Source organism: Streptomyces sp. NPDC104202, assembly GCF_055584185.1.
Genome location: NZ_JBVJMN010000021.1, coordinates 32,609 through 58,941, shown reverse-complemented (window position 1 = coordinate 58,941; position 26,333 = coordinate 32,609). Strand labels below are relative to the sequence as shown.

Genomic DNA, 26,333 nt, shown 5'->3' with positions numbered 1-26,333 from the left:
GTCAGTCCTCCCCTTCCGCGCGGAAGACGGGGAGTTCGAGATCCTCGTCGACCCGCAGGAACTCCAGCCGCACCGGCATCCCGATCCGCACCTTGTCGTACGGCACACCCACGACGTTGCTGACCATCCGCACGCCCTCGGCGAGTTCGACCAGTCCCACCGCGTACGGCGGGTCGAAGGCCGGGAAGGACGGGTGGTGCATCACCACGTACGAGAAGACGGTCCCGGCGCCGCTCGCCTCGACCGTGTCCCACTCCCGCGCGCCGCAGTCGGCGCACCCCGGCAGCCAGGGGAAGCGCAGGGTCGCGCAGGCGGCGCAGCGCTGGACGAGCAGGCGGTGCGCGGCCACCCCCTCCCAGAATCCGGCGTTGTCCCGGTTGACCACGGGCCTCGGCCGCCGTGCCGCGGGCCGCTCCTCCCCGCTCCGGGGGACCGTGCCCGCGGACCGGGCGGCGGGGGCGTACTTGAGGATGCGGAAGCGGTGGGTGCCGGCGAGCTCGCCGTCCGCCCGTACGTCCATCCGGGTCGTGACGAAGTGGCCGGTGCCCAGCCTGGTGGTCTTGCGCGGCGAGACGGACTCGATGACGGCGTCGAAGGTGATCTCGTCGCCCGGCCGCAGCGGCCTCAGGTACTCCTGTTCGCAGTCGGTGGCGACCACCGAGGTGTACCCGGCGCCGTCGAGGAGCGCCGACAGCTCCTCGTACGCCCCGGAGCGGTCGGTGTGCCCCGAGAGGCCGCCCATCGTCCAGGCCTGGAGCATCGTCGGGGGCGCGACGGCGTCCGGCCCCCGGTAGGCGGGGTGGTCGTCGCCCATGGCCTCGCACCAGTGGCGGATCATGGGCAGGTTGACCGGGTCCTTCCCGGTGCCGGCCGTGGCGGCCGGCCGGCCCTCGTAGGCCACGAGCCGGGCGTACAGCGGGTCGTCCCGCTCCGTGCCGGTCATCGCCGCCCCCTCCCCTTCATGCCGAGCCGCATCCTCGCGACGATCTCGCGCTGCACCTCGCTCACCCCTCCCCCGAAGGTGTTGATCTGCGCGGCGCGGTTCATGCGCTCCAGCTCACCGCCGTCGCACTCCCCCGGCGATCCCGCTCGCACCGTCCCTGCCCCGCCCGCGATCTCCTGGCATATGCGATACACCTCCACCGCCGATTCGGTTCCCGCGAACTTCACTCCGCTCGCGTCCCCCGGGGCCAGTCGGCCGGCCCCCACGTCCCCCACCAGACGCCAGTTCAGCAGGCGTGTCGCGGCCAGCCGGGCGTGCGCTTCGGCGGCCCGGATCCGGACCCACGGCTCGTCGATGCGACGCCTGCCCGTCACCGGATCGGGGGTACGTGCCCGGTCGAGCACGGCCGCGAAGAAGTCCTCGGCCTGCATGCCGATCGCGGCGAGCGCCACCCGTTCGTGGTTGAGCTGGCTGGTGATGAGCCCCCAGCCGCCGTGCTCGGGACCGACGAGGTTCCCCGCGGGGACCCGGATCCCGTCGTAGTGCGTCGCCGTCGTCGTCAGCCCGCCCACGGTCTCGATCGGGGTCCAGGAGAAGCCGGAGGCGTCGGTGGGGACGAGGAGGAGGGAGATGCCGCGGTGCGGGGGTGCTTCGGGGTCGGTGCGGCAGGCGAGCCAGATCCAGTCGGCGTTCTGCGCGTTGGAGGTGAAGACCTTCTGGCCGTCGATCACCCAGGAGTCGCCGTCCCTGACCGCCCGCGTCCGCAGCGAGGCGAGGTCGGTGCCGGCCTCGGGCTCGCTGTAGCCGATGGCGAAGACGGTCTCGCCGCGCAGGATGCCGGGCAGGAGCGCGGCCTTCTGCTCCTCCGTCCCGTACGCCATCAAGGTGGGGCCCACGGTGTTGAGGGTGACCATCGAGACGGGTGCGCCGGCGCGGTACGCCTCGTCGAAGAAGACGAACTGCTCGTCGGGGCCGCGCCCCCGGCCCCCGTACTCCTCGGGCCAGCCGAGACCCAGGAGGCCGTCCGCGCCGATCCGGCGGAGCAGCCGGCGCTGGGCGCCGGTGTCGTCGTGCGGCGGGGGCCCGTCGGGCATCAGCTCCCGGAAGTACGCGCGGAGTTCGGCGCGCAGCCGCAGCTGCCGCTCGGTCGGGGCGAGGTGCACGGCAACGGCCTCCCGTGGGACGACTGAGGTTTCTGACTGTCCGTCAGATTCAGGACCGCTGTCAAGCACGGCGGCGCGCGAACAGCCCGACGGCCCGCACGCCGGTACCGAAGTACCGCCGCGCGGGCCGTCGTTCACACCGCGGTCACGCCCCCCGTCGGGCCGGCTGCCGTGCCGGACTCACCACCACGGGTGGAAGTTGACCACCGCGTTGGCCTGGTTGATGTGGGTGAGGGCGGAGCCGTTCACGCTCGCGGTGTTGTTCTGGTTGGAGGCACCGGAACCGGTCGCCACCTGCTGCGTCGTGGTCGAGTTGCCGTGGTTGTCGCCACCGACGCCGCTGCCGATGATCGTGGCGACGCTCGTGTTCGATCCGTCGTCCGCGAATCCTCCGTTGTCGGCCTGGGCCACTCCGCCGAAGAGCGCGGCGGCGAGGGGCAGGGCGGCGGCAGCGGCGAGGACGCGGGCGGTGCGGATGCTTGCCATGATGTGTTCCTCCGGGAACTGAAATCTGGTGCTGTGCACGGAACCGCTCAGAAGCGGTCGGAAATGCTGTGAAGTACGGTCATGTCCAAGGCAGTCGGCCTGCCGCCCCGGTCGTTTTCTGCTCGACGTCGCGACTCCAGAGTTGCCCAGCACATCCCGGCGAACCACCCCGGAGCTGCCTATTCCCCCGCAAGCGTGAGGACAAGCAGATAAACCCCGGCACTCCGAGGAAAGCCGCAGCTCATCGGGGTACGGCGGAACCCACGTCGGCACGACCGGTGCGCCGCAAGAGAGGAAGCGTTCCGGCAGCCCCGACGCCGGACCCGCTCCCGGACCGTTCGCTCCGGCGCGTCTCCCGTGCGGGGAATTCGAGCACGCTCACCGAAAGGAAGCGGATGTTCGGTGACAGGCCCTAGCGGTCTCCCAGCGCCGTCTCGAAAGCCGCGTACGCGTGCGCGTCGAAGAGCACGAAACGCACCTCCTCCACCTCGGTACGGGCCGCCCGCACCGTCTCCACGGCGATCCGGGCACCGTCCTCCATCGGCCAGCCGTAGACGCCGGTGGAGATCGCCGGGAACGCGACCGTGCGGTCCCCCAGTTCGTCCGCCGCCCGCAGCGACGCGCGGTAGCACGAGGCCAGCAGCTCCGAGCGGTCCTCGTCCCGCGACCAGACCGGCCCCACCGTGTGGATCACGTGCCGCGCCGGCAGCCGGCCCGCCGTGGTCGCCACCGCCCGACCGGTCGGCAGCCCCTTGCCGTAGTGCGAGCGCCGCAGGTCCTGGCAGGCGGCGAGGATCTCCGGGCCGCCCTTGCGGTGGATGGCCCCGTCGACTCCGCCACCGCCGAGCAGCGAGGAGTTGGCGGCGTTCACCACCGCGTCCACCGCCTCCGCCGTGATGTCCCCCCGCACGAGCACGATGCGCACCACGCCCGACCCCTTCCTCCGCCCGCTTCCCGCCGCATTCAACAACGCCGGGCCCTCGCCCGCCGGCGGATTACCGCGCGGGACGGCGAGAGGGGCGCCCCGGACCGTCCCGGGGCGCCCCTTCGGCATCACCGGCCCGCGTCGGCGGGCACGGCGCGGTCCTACTGCTGGGGAGGGGACTCCGGACCCTGGCCCGTGCCTCCCAGCTGCTCCTTGAGCTTGTCCTGGGCGGTGTCGACCTGACTGCTGTACTTGCCCTGGGTCTTCCCGTCGACGGCGTCGCCGGCCTTGTCGATGCCCTTCGAGGCCTGGTCCTCGTGGCCCTTCAGCATCCCCTTGAGCTTGTCCAACACAGACATCCTGGTCCTCCTAGCGCGATAACCAGCCCCTCCAGCATCCCGGCACCCCGCACGCACCGCATCTCGGAGAGCCCGGGGGACGGCCGGGCCGGAGTCCCGGTCAGAACTCCAGCACCTCGCGGTCGAGCGGGTACCGCGCGCGGTGCGGGCCGTCGTAGGGCGAGGGCGTGATCGGCAGGACGCCGGTGGGCTGCAGGCCCAGGTTGTCGTCCCAGATCCGGGGGACGACGTGGCCGACGACGCGGAACTGCCGGAAGGTGAACGGCGGGCTGTCGGTCGGGAAGAACTCGGGCGTCGTGGTCACCTGGAAGTGCAGGTGCGGCGTGGTGGAGTTCCCGCTGTTGCCGATCCGCCCGAGGATCCGGCCGCTCTCGACCCGGTCGCCCTCCCGGACCCTGAGCGAACCCGCCTTCAGGTGGGCGTAGAGCAGATAGCGGCCCGGCGCGACCTCCAGCGTGACGTGGTTGCCGACGGTGTCCTCGATCGGCGGGACCGGCGGCGCGTGCGGAGGCTGCTGGTCCGGGAGCCCGTCCTGGACCTCCACCACCCGGCCGCCGGCGGAGGCGACGACGGGCTGGAGGTAGCTCAGGTAGCTGGTGAGCCGCGCGGGATCGCCCTCCCAGGTCTGTCCCCGCGCGCCGACCCGGTACCAGTCGATCGCGAACCGCTGCGGCACGTCGAAGCGGCCGTTGATCGGAGCGAGGCCGCGCCGGTGGTGGGTGTTGCCGCAGCACGACTCACTGGAGTACCAGGTGCCGGGCCGGACCGGCGGGCGCAGGTTCAGCGGCGGGGTGTCGTCGGTCCGGGTCGTCTGCACCGTCTCCTCGAAGGGCGAGGCGCCGGCGGGGGTCAGGACCGCTCCCGAGAGATGGTGTTCGAGCACCTCGGGCGCCCGCCGACCGCGGTCGAGGACCAGGTCGAGCCAGACGACCCACTGCTGTGACCCCTGGATGACGGTCGGCGTCGGCGCCGGGGGCGGCGGGGTGTACCCGTCCGCGCCCGGCAGGGGGTCCCCCACCGGATTCGCGGCCCGGGCCAGGGCCTGCCCGGTCAGGGAGCCGACGACCCGGTGCGTGCGGGCGTCCCGGACGTCGACGCGGTCGAGCCGCACCGGCGTGGAGCCGGACAGCGCGCTCGTGGCGAGCAGTTCGTACGAGAGGTGCGTCCTGCCGTCCGTGGCGACGAACGGCGTCGGCTCCGTCATCACGGCCGCCGTCAACGGCGTGAACTGCGCACGGGGCGCCGGCGCGGGGCCGCCGGTCCCGTATCCGGGGGCCGCCGCGGTCACCAGCATGCCGGCCACGAGCACGGCGGCGGCGAGCCCACGACGTAGGGGGTGGCGGCCGGTCCGGTGGCGAGGGTCGCGCTCTGCCATGGGGCTCTTTCGTTCGTCGGACCCGGGCCCCGGGGGGCGCCGGCACGCCCCGCGCAGAGGCGCAGGCCCATGTAATCCGCCGGAACGCCCCACCGGACGGAGGGCGCCGGAGGCGGGCGCCGAACTCCACCCGTCCAGCCGCGCCGGCCACCGCTGCCTCGTCCTCGGGCAGACCCGGGCGCCCGGGACACCTCCGGACCCCACCGGGCCGGACGCACGCGCCGGACCGGGTGCACGGCGAAGGGCGGACCCCGGAATCCGGGGCCCGCCCTCTGACCTGCTACTTCTCTGACCTGCAAGCGGTGGGTGTGGGATTTGAACCCACGGTGACTCGCGCCACGACGGTTTTCAAGACCGTTCCCTTAGGCCGCTCGGGCAACCCACCCTCGCTCCGGCCCACCCGGGGAGGAGCGGGCTACAGCGTACCGGCTGAGGAGGTGCCGCGGTGAGGGCTGGTGGCGCGGGCGGGGTCGCACGGAGGGCGAAGTCCCCTTCGCCCGCCCGTGATCGTCCCGGGTCAGCTGTCGCCGGTGCGCTCGCCGAGGGTGACGGTGGCCGTGGCCGTCCTGCCGTCGCGCTCGTAGGTCACCTTCACGGCGTCCCCGGGCTTGTGGGTCCAGATCTCGCTGATGAGGGTGGGGCCGCTGTCGATCTGGTGGCCGTCGAAGCCGGTGATGACGTCGCCCGCCTTCAGACCCGCCTTGGCCGCGGGGCCGTCGGGGGTGACGGGGGCGGTGCCGCCGGCGCCCTGGGAGGCGATGGTGGCGCCGGTGCCCTTGCCGTTCATGTTCACGGTGGCACCGATCACCGGGTAGACCGGCTTGCCGGTCCTGATCAGCTGCTGGGCCACGTTCTTGGCCTGGTTGACCGGGATCGCGAAGCCGAGGCCGATCGAGCCCGCCTGGGACTGGCCGAAGCCGCTTCCGGTCGACTGGATGGCCGAGTTGATGCCGATCACGGCGCCGCTCGCGTCGAGCAGGGGGCCGCCGGAGTTGCCGGGGTTGATCGAGGCGTCGGTCTGCAGGGCGCTCATGTACGAGTTGCCGCCGCCGGCGCCGTCGCCCGAGGCGACCGGGCGGTTCTTGGCGCTGATGATGCCCGTGGTCACCGTGTTCGACAGGCCGAAGGGCGCGCCGATCGCGATCGTCGAGTCGCCCACGGCGACCTTGTCGGAGTCGCCCAGCGGCAGCGGCGTCAGTCCCTTGGGGGCGTCCTTCAGCTTGAGGACGGCCACGTCGTAGCCCTCGGCCCGGCCGACGACCTCCGCGTCGTAGGACTTGCCGTCGGAGAAGGTCACGGACAGCGTGCCGCCGTCCGCCGCCGACGCCACCACGTGGTTGTTGGTGACGATGTGGCCTTCCTGGTCGTAGACGAAGCCGGTGCCGGTGCCGCCCTCGCCCTCGGCGCCGCCGGACTTCGCCTGGATGGTGACGACGCTCGGCAGCGCCTTCGCCGCCACCGCGGCGACGGTGCCGGGCTCGCGCTTGAAGGAGGCCGGGGCCTCGCCCGAGGAGACCGTGGTGGAGCCGAAGGCGTGGTCGTCGCCGCGCTCGGCGGCCCAGTAGCCGATGCCGCCGCCGATGCCGCCGGCGACGAGCGCCGCCACCAGGACGGCCGCCACGACGCCACCGGTCCGCTTGCGGCCCGAGGGGGCGGCGGGCGGGGGCGGGGCGCCCCAGGCGGGGACGGCGGGCGGGGGAGGCGGCCAGCCACCGGCGCCCGCCGCCGCGGGGGCGGGGGCGGGGGTGTGGGCCTGGGCGTGGGCGTGCGCCTCGGGGTGTGCGGGGGCGTGCGTCGGGTCGGAGGCGTACGCCGGGGTCGGCTCGGGGGCGTGCGCCGGTGCCGCGCCCGGGGCCGGGGTGTGCGGCAGCGTCTGCGTCGGGGCCGGCTCGGACTCCGCGGGGGCAGGAGACGGGGCCGGAGCCGGTGCGGGAGTGCCGGCGGCAGCCGTCTCGGGCGTCGCCGGCGGGGTCGTCGGAGGTACGGGAGGCGTGGGAGGGGCGGACGGGGCAGCCGGGTCCGCCGGAACCGCCGTGCCCTCGTTCTCGGTGCTCACAGCTCGCTCTCCTCGTTCACTGCGCGGGGATGGTCCTACGGGTCACTACTGGTCACTACGGGTTCCAGGGTGCTGCACCAGCTTTTCCCACCGGACGTCAGGCCACGGTAAGGCGGAGCTGTGCATTCACCCCCCTTCCTTTATATAGGGCAGAACGGACATGCTCCGGTGTGCCCCGGGCCATCCGCCAATGGCACCATGACGCGGTGACTCACGCACGGCAGCACCCGAACAGCGTCCCCCTCCAGGTCGTCGCCCACCGTGGAGCATCCGAGGACGCACCGGAACACACCCTGGCCGCCTATGTGAAGGCCATCGAGGACGGCGCCGACGCCCTGGAGTGCGACGTCCGGCTCACGGCCGACGGCCATCTCGTCTGCGTCCACGACCGCCGCGTCGACCGCACCTCCAACGGCCGGGGCGCGGTGTCCGCGCTGGAGCTGGCCGATCTCGCGGCCCTGGACTTCGGCACCTGGAAGGGACGGGAGGAGTCCCGCGAGAGCCCCGACACGAGCGATCCCGGCTCCACGTCCGTCCTCACCCTGGAACGCCTCCTGGAGCTGGTCTCCGACGCCGGGCGCCGGGTCGAGCTGGCCATCGAGACCAAGCACCCGACCCGCTGGGCGGGCCAGGTCGAGGAGCGCCTGCTCCAGCTCCTGAAGCGGTTCGGCCTGGACGAGCCGGCCTCCCCGGAGGAGTCCCCGGTGCGGATCATGAGCTTCTCGGCCCGTTCGCTGCACCGGATCGCCGCGGCCTCGCCGACGCTGCCCACGGTCTCGCTCGCCCAGTTCGTCACGCCCCGCCTGCGCGACGGGCGCCTCCCCGCGGGCGCGCGCATCGCCGGTCCGTCGATCCGGATCGTCCGCCACCACCCGGCGGTCATCCTCCGGCTCCAGAAGGCCGGCCACCGGGTCCACGTCTGGACGGTGGACGAGGCGGAGGACGTCGAGCTCTGCGAGCGGCTGGGCGTGGACGCGATCATCACCAACCGCCCCAAGCAGGTGCTGGCACAGCTGGGCCGCGACTGACGCGGGACACCGCCGCCTACACCGGCCGTCCCGCCGGCCACCAGCCCCGCGCCGCCCGGGTGGCGACATCGGGGACGCCGGGTGACGACCTTCGGGGCGACATGGGTCACGTGGCCTTCACGGTGTGACCGTGGCGATGTCCGTACTTCTCCCCGTTCGTTCTCCTGAACTTTCCCACCCGTCACAGGACACACCAGGACGTACGGGGAGTGCACCGGCGCGTTCCGTGTGTACGCGATCGTCACGAGTGCCTCATCGAACGCGGATTGGCCGGTTTCCGGTCCAGGCCATTGGGGCATCCACACGGTGGCGTGGGGCAAAGGAGGTCTCGGGGGTGGCGTTGGTGGTGGCACAAGAGGTGCCCACTTCGTCGAGCATGGCCGTTCCCCATGGCCCTGCCGGCGTAGGTGAGGCACGACACCGGATGAGGGCCGAGCTGTACCGCAGCGGGGTGTCCGACTCGGTCGTCGACGACGCGGTGCTGATCCTGTCCGAGCTGCTCAGCAACGCCTGCCGGTACGGCAGGCCGCTGGGATGCGCGGAGCGGGGCGAGGGCGACGTGCGGGCGGCCTGGCGGGTCGACCCGGCGGGCGGGCTCAGGGTCGAGGTCACGGACGGCGGTGGTCCCACACGCCCCGTCCCATCGACGCCCTCGGTCACCGCACGCGGCGGCCGCGGGCTGAACATCATCGGCGCGCTGGCCCAGGACTGGGGCGTGCGCGACAGCGCGTCCGGCGAGGTCACCGTCTGGGTGGTCGTCACCGAGGGACACCGCCGCGAGGACTTCGCGACGCGGGTCGGCGGCGGCTCCGGCCTCGACTTCCTCGACGCGTACGACGATCTGGACTGATCCCGCGGCGGGGTCGCGGCCCGGGACCGGCGCCGGGCCGGGACCGGCGTGATCCCCGGGCCGGCAGCGCCCCGCCTGAGGGGCACCCGCGCCCGGTGCGGCTAGGCTCGCGCCCGATACAGCACGCACAGAGCGCACACAGCGCACAGCACGCCGCGATCGGGAGAAAGCCACACCATGGCCAAGAAGCGCCCCCAGACGAAGGCCGGCAAGACCGGTCAGGCACAGGTCACGAGCGGGGAGATCCCGGTCGTCGGTGCCCGCGAGCCGTGTCCGTGCGGTTCGGGCCGCCGCTACAAGGCGTGCCACGGCCGGGCGGCCGCGCACGCCGTGACCGAGCTCGTCCAGCGCCCCTTCGAGGGACTGACCGGCGAGTGCGACTGGGTCGCGCTGCGCGAGCTGGTGCCCGCCGCCACCGTGCCGCTCACGCTGAAGGGCGGACTGCCCGAGGGCGTGCCCTCCGTGACGCTGGCGACCGTGCTGCCGATGGCGTGGCCGGCGCTCCGCCGCGACGACGGCTCGGTCCTGCTGGCCCTGCAGAACGACTCCACCTCCGGCGACCTCGCGCGCGACCTCGCCGACACCCTCCAGCGCGCGCTGGAGGCCGAGCCGGGCACCCCGGTCCCCGCGCGCCGCGTGCCGGCCGAGGGCCCGCGCCTCCAGGACCTGCTCGACGCGGACGCCGCGTTCGCGCCCGAGGTCCACACCGGCTTCGAGTTCTGGATCCCGCAGTCCGCGGACGGCGCCGACCCGGAGGTCGCCGCCTCCCTGGAGCGGGCGAACGCCGCCGCGATCCCGACCGTCAAGCTGACGAGCGTGGACTCGGCCTACTGGTGCGAGACCCCGGACAAGAACCACCTCCGCTGGGTCATGCCGTACCCGGAGGAGAAGCTCCTCGACGCGCTCGCCCGCCTCCAGGCCGGCGAGGGCACCTCGCTCGGCCAGGACACCCGGCTCGTCGGCTCGTTCCGCGCGCACGGCCTGATGGTGCCGGTGTGGGACCTGCCGACGTCGATGACCGCCGAGCAGTGCGAGAAGCCCGCCGCCGAGTTCGCCGAGCGACTGTCGGCGGCGCTCGCCTCGGACGCCCCGCTCACGGCGGAGGAGCGCCGGGCGCGCGGTGGCCTCACGAACCGTCAGGTCACTCTCAGCTGATACCCCAGGTGGTATCGGTGACTGACAGACCGACCAGTCGGTGACTTCCGCCACAAGCGGGTCCGCGGACAGGTAAATCCCTGTCCGAATAACCGAGATCGAATTTGCGAACAGCAGATCTCTTGTTACCGTTCTGGAAGCCCGGTCGCTGGTGCATCCCCCGTCGCCAGCGATCGGGCCTTTCCATGTCCGCTCCCGGCAGGGCCGGAGCGTCGACTCTCAACTTCCTTCGGCATCCGCCGTGTTGCTGCCCGACCGCAGCAGCAGTGGAGTGCTGCCCCCTTCGCCGGCACCCGCGAATTCCGCCACCGCCGTATGCTCCGCGGCCGCTCCCCGGCCGCGCTCCCGGGGCGTTTCACAGGTCCCCGGTTCGTCCTGCGCGGGAACGGCGCAGCGCACTTGAACGGTCCGCCCGCCGGGGGCCATGAGGGTCAGAAACGCGTCGAGTTCCTGCCCCGCGGCGTTCCGGTAGTACGTACGCGCCCACACGTCCGGCCCTTCGGACAGGACACAGGTCTGCGCCTCGACCCCGTCGGGGGAGGCGAGTTCCGGGCCGCACCGCGTGAGGCGCCTGTCGGCCGCCGCCGCGGCCGCTCCGGCCGCGGCGGTCCGCGGGCCGGCGGCGGACGGGGGAGCGGCGGCGTCCCCGGCGGGAGGGGTGCGGGGGCGGGAGCCCAGACCGAGGTCCCTCAGCAGCTCCCCCGGCTTCGCGTCGGCCGGACGCGCGGGCTCCCCGGTCGGTCCCGCCACGGCGACGAGCGGCAGCAGGACGGCCACCGTGACGGCGGCACCGAGTCCGACCACCCGGAGGTTCACCCGACCCATGGAACCCACCTGCTCCTGCTCGGCTGGAGATCTTGAACGGTGGGGCGAACATAGCGGCGGCCGACGGGGCCCGGTCCGCCGCGCGCGCGTTTCCCCTGGAAGTCGGCCCAGGACACACCCGTTCGGGTGAAGGGCCGAACGCCGCCGCGGCCCCGCACCCGGTCCGGCCCCGCGCCCCGGCCCCGAAGCCGCCCGGTCCGGCCCCGCGCCAGGCCGCCCGGCGCGGGCCCGGCCTCAGTAGGTGAGCCGGCTGCCGCCGCCGGGGGTGCTGGTGCTCGCCTCGACGAGGGCGTCGACGACCGCCTCGACGTCGGGCAGCCACGGGCGGGCCGAGCCCGCGAGCGGCGCCCGCTCCCACCGCACCGGGCCGCTGCCGGTGACGGAGGGCGGCAGCAGGAGGTAGCCGCCCTCGCCGTGGAACCGGAGGGAGCTGGGCACGCTGTCCTTCGCGTACAGCAGCTCGCCCAGCCGTTCGAGGCCGTACGGGGCGACGAGGATCGACCACCGCGTCGGGGTCGCCACGACCGGGCCGAGCCGCATGCCCGACGCGTCGAGCGCCGCCAGGGCCCGCGCGCCCGCCACCGCGGGCAGGCTGACGGCGCAGGGCGCGCCCCCTCCGGTCGCCAGCACCACCGGGGCGTCCGGGCGCCTGGCCCACCACCAGCGGACCATGCGCTCGTCCGTGGTGGCCGCGAGCAGTCCGGGGTCGTACGGGTGCGCCCCGGGCACCGCGCAGTCGGGGTCGGGGCAGGCGCAGGCGGTGCCCGCGGCCGTGCGGGTCGTCGTTCTCAGGCCCGCTCCCGGCAGGACGGGCCAGCCCCACTCGACGGCGAAGGTGACCGCCGCGTCGAGCCGGGCGGCCCTCGCCTTGCGCCGGGACCTGAGCCTGCGTCGCCTTCCGAGGATCTCGCGCATGAGCGCTCGTTCCTTTCCGTTGAACGCCGAATCCACATGACAACCTGTGCAGAACACTTCACCGTGCGTATCAGCGCGTACCGGGTCGGCGGGACCGCGCGCCCCGCGTCCGGGCGGGGCGTGTCCGGGCCGGGACCAGGGGGAACCGGGTCGGAACCAGGTGGGACCGGGTGGAACCAGGTGGAGCCAGGTCAGAACCAGAGGGAGCCGGGTGGTCTCCGGGGCGTCGGAACACGTTCCCCGCCACGCGGGGAGGGGGTGCGGCCTGCGGCATGAAAGACGCCGGGGTCCCGCGTCACGTTCCAGGGCAGCTCCAACTGCCCCTGCCTGTCACCGATTACGTACCCAGCACGCTCGGAATGACGCGCCTTCAAACGACGCCAGTCGACCGCAAAAGGTGCACACCGGGGACAATTTTCGGCCAACTTCCCGCGCACTTCAACCCTCTCGCGCGACCTCTCGGGACACCACAAGTCCCGTGGGGACAATGCTGGACATCGTTCCTCTGGTGCGTGTACATGTGGAGACATCGAGCGGCTCTGAATGACATGGGGGTTTGCGATGCCATGGCGTCAAACGCACCGGTCGGAAAGCCGACTGACATGAGTGCCCCGCACCTGCCGAAAGTGGCTGGAATCGATGCCACGACTCCCGGGCCCCCGCACACTACGGCGCCCCTCACGGGAGTCCCCTCGGCGGCGTCACCCTCCGACGCGGTCCCGCCACCCGGAGCGCTGATCCAGGACCGGCTGGCCGCCTGGGTCTCCGACCTCACCACCCTCCACGAACTCACCGAGCGCCTCATCCGGACGTCCTCCCTCGACGAGGCCCTCCGCGAGGTGCTCCGCGCGGGCGCCGCCCTCGTCGGCGCCGGCCGCGGCATGGCCGTGCTCGAACCGGCCGACGGCCTCGGCCCCGCCCAGACCATCGGCCTGGGCCTCGCCCACGCCGACCTCGGCACCATCGAGACCGTCCCGCGCGGCTCCGGAAGCTACCGCCGCCTCCTCGACGGCCTCCCCGACCCGGTCCACCCCGAGCGCGTCCCCGACCCCATCGCCATCCGCGACGTGCGCACCGAGGAGGGCCTCGACCCCCGCCACCGCGAGGTCGCCGCCCGCCTCGGCTACGCCGCCAGCTACGCCCTCCCCCTCGCCACCGAGGAGGCCGGCCGGCTCGGCGCGGCCGTCTGGCTCTACGACGAGCCCGCCGAACCCTCCGCCCGCCAGCGCCACCTCATCGGGCTCTACGGCCGCTTCGCCACCGAACACCTCGCCCGCCTCCTCCAGGTCGAGCGCGCCCGCGTCCAGGTCGCCACCGTCGCCGAGGAGCTGCTCCCCAGCCGCCTCCCCCGCGTCCCCGGCGTCCAGCTCGCCGCCCGCCACCGCACCGGCCCCCTGGGCGGCGGCGACTGGTACGACGCGCTGCCGCTGCCCGACGGCGCCCTGGGACTCGCCGTCGGCTCCGTCTCCGGGACCGGGCCGAGCGCCCTGGCCGCGATGGGCCGGCTGCGCGCCTCCCTGCGGGCGTACGCCGTGATGGAGGGCGAGGACCCGGTCGCCGTCCTCTCCGACCTGGAGCTGCTGCTCCGGGTGACCGAGCCGGCCCGCTCGGCGACGGCCCTCTTCGCCTACGCCGAGCCCGCGCAGCGCCGCCTCGTCCTCGCCGGCGCGGGACACGCCCCGCCGCTGGTCGTCGGCGACCGGCGGACCGAGTTCGTCGAGACCTCGCTGTCGGCCCCGCTCGGGATGCTCTCCTGCTGGGAGGCGCCGAGCGTGGAGCTGTCCCCCGCACCCGGAGAAACGGTGCTTCTCTACACCGACGGGCTGCTCCGCCGAACCGGCGACACCATGGACCGCGCCTTCGCCCGGCTCCACGCCGCCGCGTCGAGCGTGCCGAGGGCGGACCGGGACGACCCGGGCGCCGTCGCCGACCACGTGCTGCGGACCCTGCTGCCCGAGGGCCTCGACCCGGCCGTGGACGGGGCGGACGTGGTCCTGCTCGCCGCGCGCTTCGCGTGAGATTCCCGTGCGATCCGTGTAAGCGGAACGTGACTCTTCGGTAATGGGCCTTCCGGCCCTGGGCCCCCTTCCGCACGACCGTACGATGGTGGGGGTTCAGTGTCGTACCAAGAGGAGGCAGACCCGTGGCCGAGGAGCTCACGCCGGAGACCCCGGAAGAGTCGACCGAAGAGCAGGCGATCAAGCAGCGGAAGAACGGCCTCTACCCGGGCGTCTCCGACGAGCTGGCCGAGAGCATGAAGTCCGGCTGGGCCGACACCGAGCTGCACGACCTGGCGCCGATCGCCCAGGCCGAGCACACCGCCGCACGCCGCGCCGCGGTCTCCGCCCGCTTCCCGGGCGAGCGCCTGGTGATCCCCGCCGGAAACCTGAAGACCCGGTCGAACGACACCGAGTACGCCTTCCGCGCCTCCACCGAGTACGCGTACCTCACCGGTGACCAGACGCAGGACGGCGTCCTCGTCCTGGAGCCGACGAAGGACGGCCACGAGGCCACGATCTACCTGCTGCCGCGCTCCGACCGCGAGAACGGCGAGTTCTGGCTCGACGGCCAGGGCGAGCTGTGGGTCGGCCGCCGCCACTCCCTCGCCGAGGCCGAGCAGCTCCTCGGCATCCCCGCGAAGGACGTCCGCGAGCTCGCCGGCGCCCTCCGCGAGGCCACCGGCCCCGTCCGCGCCGTACGCGGCCACGACGCCGGCATCGAGGCCGCCCTGACCGACAAGGTCACCGCCGAGCGCGACGAGGAACTCCGCGTCCACCTCTCCGAGGCCCGCCTGGTCAAGGACGCCTTCGAGGTCTCCGAGCTGGAGAAGGCCTGCGCCTCCACCGCCCGCGGCTTCGAGGACGTCGTCAAGGTCCTCGACAAGGCCGAGGCCACCAGCGAGCGCTACATCGAGGGCACGTTCTTCCTGCGCGCCCGCGTCGAGGGCAACGACATCGGCTACGGCTCGATCTGCGCCGCCGGCCCCCACGCCACCACCCTGCACTGGGTCCGCAACGACGGCGACGTCCGCTCCGGCGACCTGCTGCTGCTCGACGCCGGCGTGGAGACCACCGAGCTCTACACCGCGGACATCACCCGCACCCTGCCGATCAACGGTCGGTACACCGACCTCCAGCGCAAGATCTACGACGCCGTGTACGAGGCGCAGGAGGCCGGCATCGCCGCGGTGAAGCCCGGCGCCGCCTACCGCGACTTCCATGACGCGGCCCAGCGGGTCCTCGCCGAGAAGCTCGTCGAGTGGGGCCTCGTCGAGGGCCCGGTCGAGCGCGTCCTGGAGCTCGGCCTCCAGCGCCGCTGGACCCTCCACGGCACCGGCCACATGCTCGGCATGGACGTCCACGACTGCGCCGCCGCGCGCACCGAGGCCTACGTCGACACCACCCTCGCGCCGGGCATGTGCCTGACCGTCGAGCCCGGGCTGTACTTCCAGGCCGACGACCTGACCGTGCCGGAGGAGTACCGCGGCATCGGCGTCCGGATCGAGGACGACATCCTCGTCACCGAGGACGGCAACCGGAACCTGTCGGACGCGCTGCCGCGCCGCTCCGACGAGGTCGAGGCGTGGATGGCCGCGCTGAAGGGCTGACCTCCGCGTAGTTTGGTACCGAAGGGCCCCCGCCGACCGACCGGCGGGGGCCCTTCCCCGTGCTCCCGGTGCGACCGGTGCCCGCCGCGGCGCTCAGGCCAGCAGGAGGGACGGGCTGTCCCGCCACTTCAGGATCTTGTCGAAGCTGACGACCGCACCGCCCCGGCCCGAGCGGTTGCCGAACTGGACGTGGTCGGCCAGCTCCTCGATCAGCCGCAGCCCCCGGCCGTTCTCCGCGTCGTCCGACGGCGTCCGCGGCACCCCGGTGCCCGGGAAGCCCGGCCCCGCGTCGGCCACCTCGATGCGGCAGGTCTCGCCGTCCAGGTACGCCGTCACCCGGTACGCCCCCGAGTGCGCCCCGCCCGGCGTGCCGCTCCCGGCGCCGCCGCCGTGCTCCACCGCGTTCGCGCACGCCTCGGTCAGGGCCACGGACAGGTCGTAGGACACGTCCGGATCGACTCCCGCCGTCTCCATCGTGCCCAGCAGGAGCCGCCTCGCCAGCGGCACGCTCGCAGCCTCGCGCCGCAGATGCAGTGACCACCAGATGCTCATGCTCCAGCCTCCCGGCAGCGGCTCGACATACCGATACCTATTGCCGGACGGGACGCTTCGTAAGCGCGGGAACGCGCCAAGAGCGCTCGTTCGGCGGATGCGACCGGCCGGTGCGCCGGTGTATGCCCGGCCCCCGAGCGCCCCGCGTCACCCCGAAGTGGCTCCATGTCACCCCGAAGACCCTCAAGAACGACCTTCCGGACCTGCCTCATGGCGGCCCGGTCCCTGGTGCGATGATGGGGCCGCCATGACTGCCCCCGCGCTCGCTCCACGGCTGCTGAGGGCCGCGGTGTTCACCGCGGTCTGCGTCGTGCTGTCCGCGCTGGGCCACGCCCTCGCCGCCTGCGCGGGGATCGCCCCGTGGACCCTCCTCGCCGGATTCCTCGGCGTCTTCGGGATCACCGTCCTCTTCACCGGACGCGAGCGCTCCCTCGGCTTCGTCGTCGGCGCGCTCGCCGGCGGGCAGCTCGGCCTGCACGTCCTCTTCGGCCTCGGACAGCGCCGGCTCACGCTGGGCCCCGAGGCCGACGACGCCCTCGTACGGATGGCCGCCCGCCTGGTCTGCGGCGCCGGCAGCGGGGCGATCGCCCCCGCCGACGCCGCCCGGATCGTCCGCGACGCCGGCATCGACCCGGCGACGGCCCACGCCCACGGCGGACACACCGTCGCCGCGGCCGCCTCCGCCGAGCTGCTGCCCGGCCTGCCCATGCTCCTCGGCCACCTGCTCGCCGCGCTCGCCACGGGGTGGCTGCTGCGACGCGGCGACCGCGCCCTGAGCCGGCTCGTCGACCTCTCCGGGCCGGGCGCCACGGAACTGGCCGAGGCCGCGCTCGTCCGCTCGCTGCGGGCCGCGCTCCGCCTCGTACGGGCCCTGCTCGCCGGACTGCCGACGGACCCGCGCACGGGCCCCCGTCCGGCCGTCCGCACCGCGGGCGACTCCTCGCTGCCCCCCGCGGCCGAGGCCCTCAGGAACACGGTGATCAGGCGCGGCCCGCCGGCCGTCGACTGCGTTCTCGCAGCCTGACGCGGACCCCTCACCAGGAGCGGGGCCGCGCCCGTCCGCACGCCTGCGCGGGGCCCCGCCCCGCCGTGCCGGACTTCCCCGTCCTCCTCCGAGCTGGAGTGTCCACCGCCATGACCGTTTCCCGTCTCTCCGCCGCCACCCGTGTCGCCCTCGCCGGCGGCGTCGCCCTCTCCTCCGTGGTCCTCCTCGCGGGCACGGCCTCCGCGCACGTCAGCGTGCAGCCGCAGGGCGAGGCCGCCAAGGGCGGCTACGCGACCGTCAACATCAAGGTCCCCAACGAGCGCGACAACGCCTCCACCGTGAAGGTCGAGGTCAACTTCCCGCTGGACCACCCGCTGGCCTCGGTCATGCCGCAGCCCCTCCCCGGCTGGAAGGCCGAGGTGACCAAGAGCAAGCTGAGCAAGCCGCTGGAGCTGCACGGCAAGAAGATCAACGAGGCCGTCTCCAAGGTGACCTGGACCGCCGACGGCTCGAAGATCGGCCCCGGCCAGTTCCAGCAGTTCCCGCTCTCGCTCGGCCAGCTGCCCGAGGACACCGACCAGCTCGTCCTCAAGGCGATCCAGACGTACGACAACAAGGAGGTCGTGCGCTGGATCGAGGAGTCGAAGGAGGGCGCGGACGAGCCGCAGAACCCGGCTCCCGTCCTGAAGCTCTCCGCCGCCTCCGCCGACCACCACGGCGGCTCCGCCCCGTCGGCCTCGGCCTCCGCGCCGTCCGACGAGAAGGCCGGCCACGACGACAAGGCCGGCGGGCACGAGGAGACCGCCGCGGCCACGTCCACCGACACGACCGCCCGTGTCCTCGGCGTCATCGGCATCCTCGTCGGCGTCGCCGGCGTCGCCTTCGGCGTCCTCGCCGGCCGCCGCCGCTCGGCCTGACGGCCGCACGCCCCCCCAGAACCGGAAAGAACCACCATGTCTGAAGAGAAGACGCCCGCGGCGGGCACCCCCCGCCCCGGGCGCCGGGCGCCGCTGGTCATCGCCGCGGTCGCCATCGCGGCGGCGATCGGCCTCACCGCGGCCGTCGGCCTCGGCGGAAAGGACGACAAGCCCTCCGGGTCCGTCGCCGAGGTCTCCGGCGGCAGCGACTCCACCCGGGCCGCCACCGTCCTCGACCGCCCCTTCGCCAAGCCCTCGCTCGTCCTCACCGACACCAAGGGCCAGAAGTACGACCTGCGGGAGCGCACCAAGGGCAAGCCGACCCTCGTCTACTTCGGCTACACCCACTGCCCCGACGTCTGCCCCCTGACGATGAGCAACATCGCCATCGCCAGGAAGCAGCTGCCCAAGGCCGACCAGGACAAGCTCCAGGTCGTCTTCGTCACCACCGACCCCCAGCGGGACACCGCCGCCGAGCTGGCCAAGTGGCTGCCCGCCGCCGGCGACCCCTCCTTCACCGGCCTCACCGGCGACTTCGCCGCCATCCAGGCCGGCGCCAAGTCGATGGGCATCGGCATCGACCCGCCGAAGGTGGAGGACGGCAAGGTCGTCTCCATGCACGGAGCCCAGGTGATCGCCTTCTCGCCCGCCACCGACCAGGGCTACGTCCTGTACGGCGAGGACACCTCCGTCGACGACTACGCCAAGGACCTGCCGAAGATCATCAAGGGGGAGAACCCGTGAACCGCCGCACCACCGCCCTGTCCGCCGCCGTGGCCCTGGCCGCCTCGCTCGCGCTGACCGGGTGCTCGTCCTCGTCCGGAGACGGCAAGCCCGAGCTCCGGGTCAGCGGCGCGTTCATGCCGCAGCCGGTGATGGACATGGCCGGCGGCTTCCTCACCATCGCCAACGGCGGGGACACGGCGGACAAGCTCACCTCCGTCACGAGCCCGCTCTCGGACGACATCACGATGCACGAGACGAAGGACCAGAAGATGCGGGAGGTGACGTCGTTCGACATCCCCGCGAACGGCGAGCTCTCCCTCTCCCGTGGTGGCAACCACATCATGTTCATGGAGCTGAAGCAGAAGCCCAAGCAGGGCGAGAAGGTCAGCATCGAGCTCCACTTCGAGAAGTCCGGCCCCATCGAGGTCGAGCTTCCCGTCGAGGCCGCCAACCACAACCCGCAGCAGCACTGAGCGCGTTGACGGATCAACCCTGAGTTGACGGAGTGACCCAGCGATGACAACCACCGCCCCGCGCCTCGGTACCGCCCTGGCCCGGCTGCTCATACTCGCGGCCGCGCTGCTCGGCACGCTCCTCGCCGGCGCCGCACCCGCCTCCGCGCACGCGGCGCTGACCGGAAGCGATCCCAAGGACGGGGCGGTGGTCGCCACCGCCCCCAAGGAGGTCAACCTCACCTTCTCCGAACAGGTGGCCATGAGCGCCGACTCCATCCGGGTCCTCGACCCGGCGGGACGGCGGGCCGACACCGGGGAGATCCGGGACCTGTGCAGCGGATCCGTCGTCCGCTACGGGGTGGCCCTCCGCGCCGGACTGCCCGACGGCACCTACACCGTCGCCTGGCAGACCGTCTCGGCCGACAGCCACCCCATCGCCGGCGCCTTCACCTTCTCCATCGGCGCCCCCTCCACCACGTCCGTCGCCCTGCCCGACCAGGCACCCGGCGGCGGTCTCGTCGGCACCCTCTACGGGGTCGCGCGCTACCTCTCCTACGGCGGCTTCGCCGTCCTCGTCGGCGGCGGCGCCTTCGTCCTGGTCTGCTGGCCGCGCGGCGCGAGCGTCCGCCCCGTCCAGCAGACCGTCGTCCGCGGCTGGCTCACCCTCACCGGCGCCACCCTGGCCCTGCTGCTCCTCCGCAACCCGTACACCGGTTCCGGCGAGCTCTCCGACGCCTTCGACCTCGCCGGCCTGAAGGCCGTCCTGGAGACCAAGACCGGCGCCGCGCTCACCTCCCGGCTGCTGCTGCTCGGCGCCGCCGCGCTCTTCGTGGCCGTCCTCTTCGGCGCGTACGCCCGGCGCACCGACCCGAAGGAGAAGAAGGACCTCGCCTTCGGCCTCGGTCTCGGCGGCACCGTCATCGCCGCCGGCATCGCCGGTACGTGGGCCCTCGCCGAGCACGCCTCGACCGGCATCCAGCCCGGCATCGCCATGCCCGTCGACATCCTCCACCTCCTCGCCGTCGCCGCCTGGCTCGGCGGACTCACCGTGCTGCTCGTCGCCCTCTACCGGGCGCCGTCCGTCGACCGCGACGCCGTCCGGCGCTTCTCCACGGTGGCCCTCGGCTCCGTGAGCGTCCTCGCCGCCACCGGGCTCTACCAGGCCTGGCGCCAGGTCGGCTCCTGGTCGGCGCTCACCGGCACCCGCTACGGCCAGCTCCTCCTCGTCAAGATCGGCCTCCTCGCCGTACTCGTCGGCATCGCCTGGATCTCCCGCCGCTGGACCCAGCGCCTCGCGGACCCGTCCTCCGCCGCGGTCGGGAGCCCGGCGGAGGACGGGGGCTCCACCTCCGGCGGGTCCGCCGCGTCCGCCGCCTCCGCGGACGGCCCGGACCCGGACCCGGACTCGGACTCGGACTCGGACCCGGATGAGGACGCCGAGAAGGACGACGAGGAGGAGGCGGAGGACGAGGACACGGCCTCCGGCGGGGCCCCCGCGTCCGACGAGACCGCCGTCGACCCCGAGCGGGCGGCTCAGCTGGAGCGGCAGCGGGCGGCCGTCGCCACCGCGCGGCGGAAGCGGGAACGGGACGCCGACCCCGAGCGGGCCGGTCTGCGCCGCTCGGTGCTGACCGAGGCCGCCGTCGCGGTCGTGCTGCTCGCCGTCACCACGATCCTCACCTCGACCGAGCCCGGTCGTACCGAGGAGGAGGCGGGGCGCGCGGGCGTGACCTCCGGTCCGGCCGCCGTGCCCGACCGGCCCGTGGACATCCGGATGCCCTTCGACACCGGCGGCGTCGACGGCAAGGGCGTCGTCCGGCTGAGCCTCGACCCCGGCCGCACCGGGGCCAACGGACTCCACATCTTCGTCGAGCGTCCCAACGGGAAGCCGCTGGACGTCCCGGAGGTCAAGGTGGCCCTCACCCTGGAGGCCAAGGACGTCGGCCCGCTGCCCGTCGCTCCCGACCGCATCCAGACCGGACACTGGAGCGCGAGCGGCGTCCAGATCCCGATGCCGGGCGAGTGGAAGATCCAGGTCACCGTCCGTACCTCCGACATCGACCAGACCACCATCGACAAGAACGTGAAGATCGGCTGAGCCACGTGACCGACAGCGACAACCTCGAGATCTCCCGGCGGCGGCTGCTGGGCACCGTCGGCGCGGCCGGCGCGGCCGGGCTCGTCATCGGCGCCGCCGGTGGCGTCGGCGTCTCCACCGCCGTCTCCGGCGACGGCGGCACCGGGAACTCCGGGTCCGGCGGCTCTCCCGCCCTCACCTCGGTCGGCGCGACCGAGGTGATGTTTCACGGGAAACATCAGGCCGGCATCACCACCCCCCTCCAGTCGCGCGGCCACCTGGTCGCCTTCGACCTCGCTCCGGGCGCCGGCCGCAAGGAGGCCGCCGCCCTGCTGCGGCGCTGGTCGGTCACGGCGAAGGCGCTGATGGCCGGTAAGGCGCCGGCCGGGGACACGGGGATCGCGCTCGACGCGGGCCCCTCCTCCCTGTCGGTCACCTTCGGTTTCGGCCGCACCTTCTTCGACCGGACCGGGCTCACCGCGCGCCGCCCCTCGGCGCTCGACCCGCTGCCCGCCTTCTCGTCCGACACGCTGGACCCGAAGCGCTCGGAGGGCGATCTCTGGGTGCAGATCGGGGCCGACGACGCCCTCGTCGCCTTCCATGCCCTGCGCGCCCTCCAGAAGGACGCGGGTGACGCGGCCCGGGTCCGCTGGCAGATGAACGGCTTCAACCGCTCGGCCGGCGCCACCGCGAAGCCGATGACGGCCCGCAACCTCATGGGGCAGGTCGACGGCACCGGGAACCCGCGGCCCACCGACCCGGACTTCGACCGGCGGATCTTCGTCCCGGCCGGGGCCTCCGGCGCCGAGGCGTGGATGGCCGGTGGCTCGTACGCGGTGGTCCGCCGGATCCGGATGCTGCTCGACGACTGGGAGAAGCTGTCCCTGGACGGGCAGGAGAAGGTGATCGGGCGCCGGAAGTCCGACGGCGCCCCGCTGAGCGGCGGCACCGAGACCACCGAGCCCGACCTGGACAAGCGCGGTCCGGACGGGAAGACGGTGATCCCCGACAACGCCCACTCCCGGATCTCCGCCCCCGAACAGAACGGCGGGGCCGCGATGCTGCGCAGGCCCTTCTCCTTCCACGACGGGATCGGCCCCGACGGGACGCCGGACGCCGGGCTCCTCTTCGTCTGCTGGCAGGCGGACCCGCTCCGGGGCTTCGTCCCGGTACAGCGCAAGCTCGACCGGGGGGACGCGCTGTCGGAGTTCGTCCGGCACGAGGCGAGCGGTCTCTTCGCGGTGCCGGGCGGCCCCGCCGAGGGCGAGTACGTGGGACAGCGGCTGCTGGAGGCCTGACCGCCGGGACCGGCGGGACGACTCCGCCCGGGCGGGCCTCCCCGGCCTCCGGCGACCATTAGGGTGACGGTATGTCCGCCACCCGGTTCACGTATCTCGGCCCCGAGGGCACCTTCACGGAGGCCGCGCTCCGCACGCTGCCCGAGGCGGCGACGCGGGAGCTCGTCCCGATGGTCTCCGTCCCGGCCGCGCTCGACGCCGTACGGAACGGGGAGGCCGCCGCCGCGCTCGTCCCGATCGAGAACTCGGTCGAGGGCGGGGTGACCGCGACCCTGGACGAGCTGGCCTCGGGCGAGCCGCTGATGATCTACCGCGAGGTGCTCCTCCCGATCGCCTTCGCGCTGCTCGTCCGGCCGGGGACCAGCCTCTCGGAGATCAAGACGGTCACCGGTCACCCGGTGGCCCAGCCCCAGGTCAGGAACTGGCTGCGGGCGCACCTGCCCGAGGCCGTGTGGGAGTCGGCCGCGTCCAACGCGGACGGCGCCCGGCTGGTGCAGGAGGGCCGCTTCGACGCCGCCTTCGCGGGGGAGTTCGCGGCGGCGACCTACGGCCTTGAGGCTCTGGTCACCGAGATCCACGACGCCGAGAACGCCGAGACCCGGTTCGTGCTCGTGGGCCGGCCGGCCCGTCCGGCCGCTCCGACCGGCGCGGACAAGACGTCGGTGGTCCTGTGGCTGGGTGACGATCATCCGGGTGCCCTTCTCGAACTCCTCCAGGAGTTCGCGGTGCGCGGGGTGAACCTGATGCTGATCCAGTCCCGCCCCACGGGGGCCGGGATCGGGAACTACTGCTTCGCCGTGGACGCCGAGGGCCATATCTCGGACCGCCGGGTGGGCGAGGCGCTGATGGGGCTCAAGCGGATCTGCCCCCAGGTGCGCTTCCTCGGCTCGTACCCGAGGGCGGGCGTCTCGGTCGAGGACGTGCTGCCGCTGCGGCGCGGGACTTCGGACCAGGCGTTCACTGCTGCCTCCGACTGGCTGGCGAGGGCCCAGGACGGTCGGGCCTGACCCGATACTGACCGAGCGCTCCCACCGGCGGGGGCGGTCGTCCACAGGTGCGAATCAATACTCCTACCTGCATATTTTTGAGTTACCCACAGAGGTTATCCACAGGCTTCGTGCCCAGCCTGGGGACAAGTCGACACCGCACTCCGGCAAGGTCGACAAATCGCCCTGACGACTCCCACCGTGCCGCTCGCCTGTCCACAGCGCCCGGATGACGCCCACGTCAGCGCTTCTCGCCGGATCAACTCTTTGGAGCGAGCAATTCCCACCCTAATGAGTGGGCACATGGTGTTTGATCACGGAATTCTCAGGTCCGCGGAGAGAAATCCCCGAAGTGCTCTCCTTGGTCCACAGATCTTCCGCACAGCCTGTGGATAAGTGCCCCGCAGGGCTCTGACCCGGCATTCCTCCGGGTCTCAATTCGGGCGAAACAACACGCGCACGGTTATCCGGTGGGGTCACGTGAACGCGCACCGGTAGCCTGGTGGGGTGATTGACCTTCGCCTGCTCCGTGAGGACCCCGACCGTGTTCGCGCCTCCCAGCGCGCCCGTGGAGAGGACGTCGCACTCGTCGACGCCCTGCTCTCCGCCGATGAGCGGCGCAGGTCGTCCGGCGTCCGCTTCGACGAGCTCCGCTCCGAGCAGAAGGCGCTCGGCAAGCTGATCCCCAAGGCCACCCCCGAGGAGCGCGCCGAGCTCCTCCAGAAGGCCGAACAGCTCAAGACCGACGTCAAGGCCGCCGAGGCCGAGCAGAACGACGCCGACGAGACCGCCAAGCGGCTCCTGCTCCAGCTCGGGAACATCGTCCACACGGACGTCCCGGTCGGCGGCGAGGAGGACTTCGTCGTCCTGGAGACGCACGGCACCATCCGCGACTTCGCGGCCGAGGGCTTCGAGCCCAAGGACCACCTCGAACTCGGCGAGGCGCTCGGCGCCATCGACGTCGAGCGGGGCGCCAAGGTCTCCGGCTCGCGCTTCTACTACCTGACCGGCGTCGGCGCCCTCCTGGAGCTCGCCCTGGTCAACGCGGCGATCGCCCAGGCCACCGAGGCCGGCTTCATCCCGATGCTGACCCCCGCGCTGGTCCGTCCGCGCGCCATGGAGGGCACCGGCTTCCTCGGCCAGGCCGCGGAGAACGTGTACCACCTGGAGAAGGACGACTACTACCTCGTCGGCACCTCCGAGGTCCCCCTCGCCGCGTACCACATGGACGAGATCATCGACGCCGACAAGCTGCCGCTGCGGTACGCGGGCTTCTCGCCCTGCTTCCGCCGCGAGGCCGGCACGTACGGCAAGGACACCCGGGGCATCTTCCGCGTCCACCAGTTCGACAAGGTCGAGATGTTCTCGTACGTCGCGCCCGAGGACGCGGAGAACGAGCACAAGCGGCTCCTGGAGTGGGAGAAGCAGTGGCTGACCAGCCTCGAACTGCCCTTCCAGGTCATCGACGTCGCCACCGGCGACCTCGGCTCCTCGGCCTCCCGCAAGTTCGACTGCGAGGCGTGGATCCCCACCCAGGGCAAGTACCGCGAGCTGACCTCGGCCTCCAACTGCGACGGCTTCCAGGCCCGCCGCCTCTCCGTCCGCATGCGCGACGAGCAGAACGGCAAGAAGACCGTGCAGCCGCTGGCCACCCTGAACGGCACGCTCTGCGCCGTCCCGCGGACCATCGTGGCGATCCTGGAGAACCACCAGCTCGCCGACGGCTCGGTGCGGGTGCCCGAGGCGCTGCGCCCGTACCTCGGCGGACGTGAGGTCCTGGAGCCGATCGCCAAGTGAGCCCCTTCCCCTACCGCCTGGTCGCGACGGACCTCGACGGCACGCTGCTGCGGTCCGACGAGTCGGTCTCGGACCGCACGCGGGACGCGCTCGCCGCCGTGGTCGCGGCGGGCGCGGCGCACATCGTGGTCACCGGCCGGGCCGTGCCCTGGACCCGCCACATCCTCGACGACCTCGGCTACGAGGGGATCGCGGTGTGCGGGCAGGGCGCGCAGGTCTATCACGCGGGCGAGCACCGGCTGCTCACCTCGCTGACCCTGGACCGGCAGCTCGCGGGGCTCGCCCTGTCCAAGATCGAGGCGGAGGTGGGCCCGCTGGCCCTGGCCGCCAGCCGTGACGGCCTGGACGGCGAGGTCCTCATGGGACCCGGCTACCGGGCTCAGGAAGGGCCCCTGCCGTACGTGGCGTACGAGGACCCGGCCGAGCTGTGGTCGGCGCCGCTGACCAAGCTGTACATCCAGCATCCGCGGCTCACCGACGACGAGCTGACCCGGGCCGCCCGGGAGACGGTCGGCGGTCTGGTCGACGTCGTCATGGCGGGGCCCGGGATCGTGGAGATCCTCCCGCTCGGGCTCAGCAAGGCGACCGGCCTCTCGCTGGCGGCCCGGCGGCTGGGCGTGAAGGCGGCGGAGACGATCGCCTTCGGCGACATGCCGAACGACATCCCGATGTTCGGCTGGGCCGCGCACGGCGTGGCCATGGGCAACGCCCACGAGGAACTCCGCGCGGTGGCCGACGAGGTGACGGCCTCCCACGAGGAGGACGGCATCGCGGTCGTCCTGGAACGGCTGCTGTCGGCCTGACCCCCGACGCCACGAAGGCCACCCCTCGGGGTGGCCTTCGTCGTACCCGG

General features: G+C 73.2%; 24 protein-coding genes and 1 tRNA gene. 14 read left to right on the top strand and 11 right to left on the bottom strand.

The genetic code is table 11. The annotated features are described in order from the left end of the window. Position 1: 1 nt before the first annotated feature. From ACZ60W_RS16235 to ACZ60W_RS16200, 8 genes are all read right to left on the bottom strand, one after another. Positions 2 to 943 (bottom strand): bifunctional MaoC family dehydratase N-terminal/OB-fold nucleic acid binding domain-containing protein, encoded by a 942-nt coding sequence (locus ACZ60W_RS16235; RefSeq protein ID WP_469755964.1) that lies wholly within the window; start codon positions 941 to 943, stop codon positions 2 to 4. Continuing rightward, positions 940 to 2,106, bottom strand: coding sequence for an acyl-CoA dehydrogenase family protein (locus ACZ60W_RS16230; protein WP_469755963.1), 1,167 nt, complete (start codon positions 2,104 to 2,106; stop codon positions 940 to 942). The genes ACZ60W_RS16235 and ACZ60W_RS16230 overlap by 4 nt, the downstream gene beginning before the upstream one ends. Before the next feature lie 180 nt (positions 2,107 to 2,286). Beyond that, positions 2,287 to 2,592: a hypothetical protein gene (locus ACZ60W_RS16225; RefSeq protein ID WP_469755962.1), complete on the bottom strand. Its 306-nt coding sequence runs from the start codon at positions 2,590 to 2,592 to the stop codon at positions 2,287 to 2,289. A gap of 412 nt (positions 2,593 to 3,004) precedes the next feature. After that, positions 3,005 to 3,520, bottom strand: a complete 516-nt coding sequence (locus ACZ60W_RS16220; protein ID WP_469755961.1) for an O-acetyl-ADP-ribose deacetylase — start codon at positions 3,518 to 3,520, stop codon at positions 3,005 to 3,007. A gap of 158 nt (positions 3,521 to 3,678) precedes the next feature. After that, positions 3,679 to 3,876, bottom strand: a complete 198-nt coding sequence (locus ACZ60W_RS16215; protein ID WP_469755960.1) for an antitoxin — start codon at positions 3,874 to 3,876, stop codon at positions 3,679 to 3,681. Positions 3,877 to 3,976: 100 nt separating this feature from the next. Beyond that, positions 3,977 to 5,251, bottom strand: coding sequence for a M23 family metallopeptidase (locus ACZ60W_RS16210; protein WP_469755959.1), 1,275 nt, complete (start codon positions 5,249 to 5,251; stop codon positions 3,977 to 3,979). 300 nt (positions 5,252 to 5,551) lie between these two features. Continuing rightward, positions 5,552 to 5,636: transfer RNA gene (locus ACZ60W_RS16205), tRNA-Ser, on the bottom strand. A 132-nt stretch (positions 5,637 to 5,768) separates the two neighbouring features. Beyond that, positions 5,769 to 7,307 carry a S1C family serine protease gene (locus ACZ60W_RS16200; protein WP_469755958.1) on the bottom strand — a complete coding sequence of 513 codons (1,539 nt, stop codon included), beginning with the start codon at positions 7,305 to 7,307 and terminating at the stop codon, positions 5,769 to 5,771. A gap of 206 nt (positions 7,308 to 7,513) precedes the next feature. On the opposite strand from ACZ60W_RS16200, the gene ACZ60W_RS16195 reads away from it, so the two are divergent. The 3 genes from ACZ60W_RS16195 (at position 7,514) to ACZ60W_RS16185 (ending at position 10,340) form a co-directional block, all read left to right on the top strand. Next, positions 7,514 to 8,335, top strand: coding sequence for a glycerophosphodiester phosphodiesterase (locus ACZ60W_RS16195; RefSeq protein ID WP_469755957.1), 822 nt, complete (start codon positions 7,514 to 7,516; stop codon positions 8,333 to 8,335). 247 nt (positions 8,336 to 8,582) lie between these two features. Next, positions 8,583 to 9,185, top strand: coding sequence for an ATP-binding protein (locus ACZ60W_RS16190; protein WP_469755956.1), 603 nt, complete (start codon positions 8,583 to 8,585; stop codon positions 9,183 to 9,185). A 177-nt stretch (positions 9,186 to 9,362) separates the two neighbouring features. Continuing rightward, on the top strand, positions 9,363 to 10,340 hold the full coding sequence (locus ACZ60W_RS16185) for a DUF5926 family protein (protein ID WP_469755955.1): 978 nt from the start codon (positions 9,363 to 9,365) through the stop codon (positions 10,338 to 10,340). Positions 10,341 to 10,559: 219 nt separating this feature from the next. Here ACZ60W_RS16185 and ACZ60W_RS16180 read toward each other — a convergent pair whose 3' ends face one another. Both ACZ60W_RS16180 and ACZ60W_RS16175 read right to left on the bottom strand, forming a co-directional pair. After that, entirely contained in the window at positions 10,560 to 11,165 is a 606-nt protein-coding gene (locus tag ACZ60W_RS16180; RefSeq protein ID WP_469755954.1) for a hypothetical protein, read from the bottom strand. Between the two features lie 234 nt (positions 11,166 to 11,399). Further along, a complete protein-coding gene (locus tag ACZ60W_RS16175) occupies positions 11,400 to 12,080 on the bottom strand; it encodes a bifunctional DNA primase/polymerase (protein WP_469755953.1) in 681 nt (226 codons plus the stop codon). 566 nt (positions 12,081 to 12,646) lie between these two features. On the opposite strand from ACZ60W_RS16175, the gene ACZ60W_RS16170 reads away from it, so the two are divergent. Continuing rightward, positions 12,647 to 14,098: a PP2C family protein-serine/threonine phosphatase gene (locus ACZ60W_RS16170; protein WP_469755952.1), complete on the top strand. Its 1,452-nt coding sequence runs from the start codon at positions 12,647 to 12,649 to the stop codon at positions 14,096 to 14,098. 125 nt (positions 14,099 to 14,223) lie between these two features. Further along, entirely contained in the window at positions 14,224 to 15,687 is a 1,464-nt protein-coding gene (locus tag ACZ60W_RS16165; protein WP_469755951.1) for an aminopeptidase P family protein, read from the top strand. Positions 15,688 to 15,780: 93 nt separating this feature from the next. Here the strand turns inward: ACZ60W_RS16165 and ACZ60W_RS16160 are convergent, their stop codons facing one another. Beyond that, the gene (locus ACZ60W_RS16160) at positions 15,781 to 16,239 is read right to left on the bottom strand and encodes an ATP-binding protein (RefSeq protein ID WP_469755950.1); all 459 of its coding nucleotides are present in this window, start codon (positions 16,237 to 16,239) and stop codon (positions 15,781 to 15,783) included. A 247-nt stretch (positions 16,240 to 16,486) separates the two neighbouring features. Between ACZ60W_RS16160 and ACZ60W_RS16155 the strand changes: the two genes are divergently transcribed. The 9 genes from ACZ60W_RS16155 to ACZ60W_RS16115 all read left to right on the top strand — a co-directional run bounded on the left by ACZ60W_RS16155 (position 16,487) and on the right by ACZ60W_RS16115 (position 26,283). Next, positions 16,487 to 17,263 (top strand): hypothetical protein, encoded by a 777-nt coding sequence (locus tag ACZ60W_RS16155; RefSeq protein WP_469755949.1) that lies wholly within the window; start codon positions 16,487 to 16,489, stop codon positions 17,261 to 17,263. Between the two features lie 110 nt (positions 17,264 to 17,373). After that, complete coding sequence (locus ACZ60W_RS16150; RefSeq protein ID WP_469755948.1) at positions 17,374 to 18,141, top strand: YcnI family copper-binding membrane protein; 768 nt, start codon at positions 17,374 to 17,376, stop codon at positions 18,139 to 18,141. A gap of 36 nt (positions 18,142 to 18,177) precedes the next feature. Continuing rightward, on the top strand, positions 18,178 to 18,885 hold the full coding sequence (locus tag ACZ60W_RS16145) for an SCO family protein (RefSeq protein WP_469755947.1): 708 nt from the start codon (positions 18,178 to 18,180) through the stop codon (positions 18,883 to 18,885). After that, positions 18,882 to 19,340 carry a copper chaperone PCu(A)C gene (locus ACZ60W_RS16140; RefSeq protein WP_469755946.1) on the top strand — a complete coding sequence of 153 codons (459 nt, stop codon included), beginning with the start codon at positions 18,882 to 18,884 and terminating at the stop codon, positions 19,338 to 19,340. The genes ACZ60W_RS16145 and ACZ60W_RS16140 overlap by 4 nt, the downstream gene beginning before the upstream one ends. Positions 19,341 to 19,383: 43 nt before the next feature. Next, positions 19,384 to 21,420 carry a copper resistance CopC/CopD family protein gene (locus ACZ60W_RS16135; protein WP_469755945.1) on the top strand — a complete coding sequence of 679 codons (2,037 nt, stop codon included), beginning with the start codon at positions 19,384 to 19,386 and terminating at the stop codon, positions 21,418 to 21,420. Positions 21,421 to 21,425: 5 nt separating this feature from the next. Next, complete coding sequence (gene efeB, locus ACZ60W_RS16130; RefSeq protein WP_469755944.1) at positions 21,426 to 22,697, top strand: iron uptake transporter deferrochelatase/peroxidase subunit; 1,272 nt, start codon at positions 21,426 to 21,428, stop codon at positions 22,695 to 22,697. Between the two features lie 71 nt (positions 22,698 to 22,768). After that, positions 22,769 to 23,704 carry a prephenate dehydratase gene (pheA, locus tag ACZ60W_RS16125; protein ID WP_469755943.1) on the top strand — a complete coding sequence of 312 codons (936 nt, stop codon included), beginning with the start codon at positions 22,769 to 22,771 and terminating at the stop codon, positions 23,702 to 23,704. 486 nt (positions 23,705 to 24,190) lie between these two features. Then, positions 24,191 to 25,480, top strand: coding sequence for a serine--tRNA ligase (gene serS, locus ACZ60W_RS16120; RefSeq protein WP_469755942.1), 1,290 nt, complete (start codon positions 24,191 to 24,193; stop codon positions 25,478 to 25,480). After that, a complete protein-coding gene (locus ACZ60W_RS16115) occupies positions 25,477 to 26,283 on the top strand; it encodes an HAD family hydrolase (RefSeq protein ID WP_469755941.1) in 807 nt (268 codons plus the stop codon). The genes serS and ACZ60W_RS16115 overlap by 4 nt, the downstream gene beginning before the upstream one ends. Positions 26,284 to 26,333: the final 50 nt, after the last annotated feature.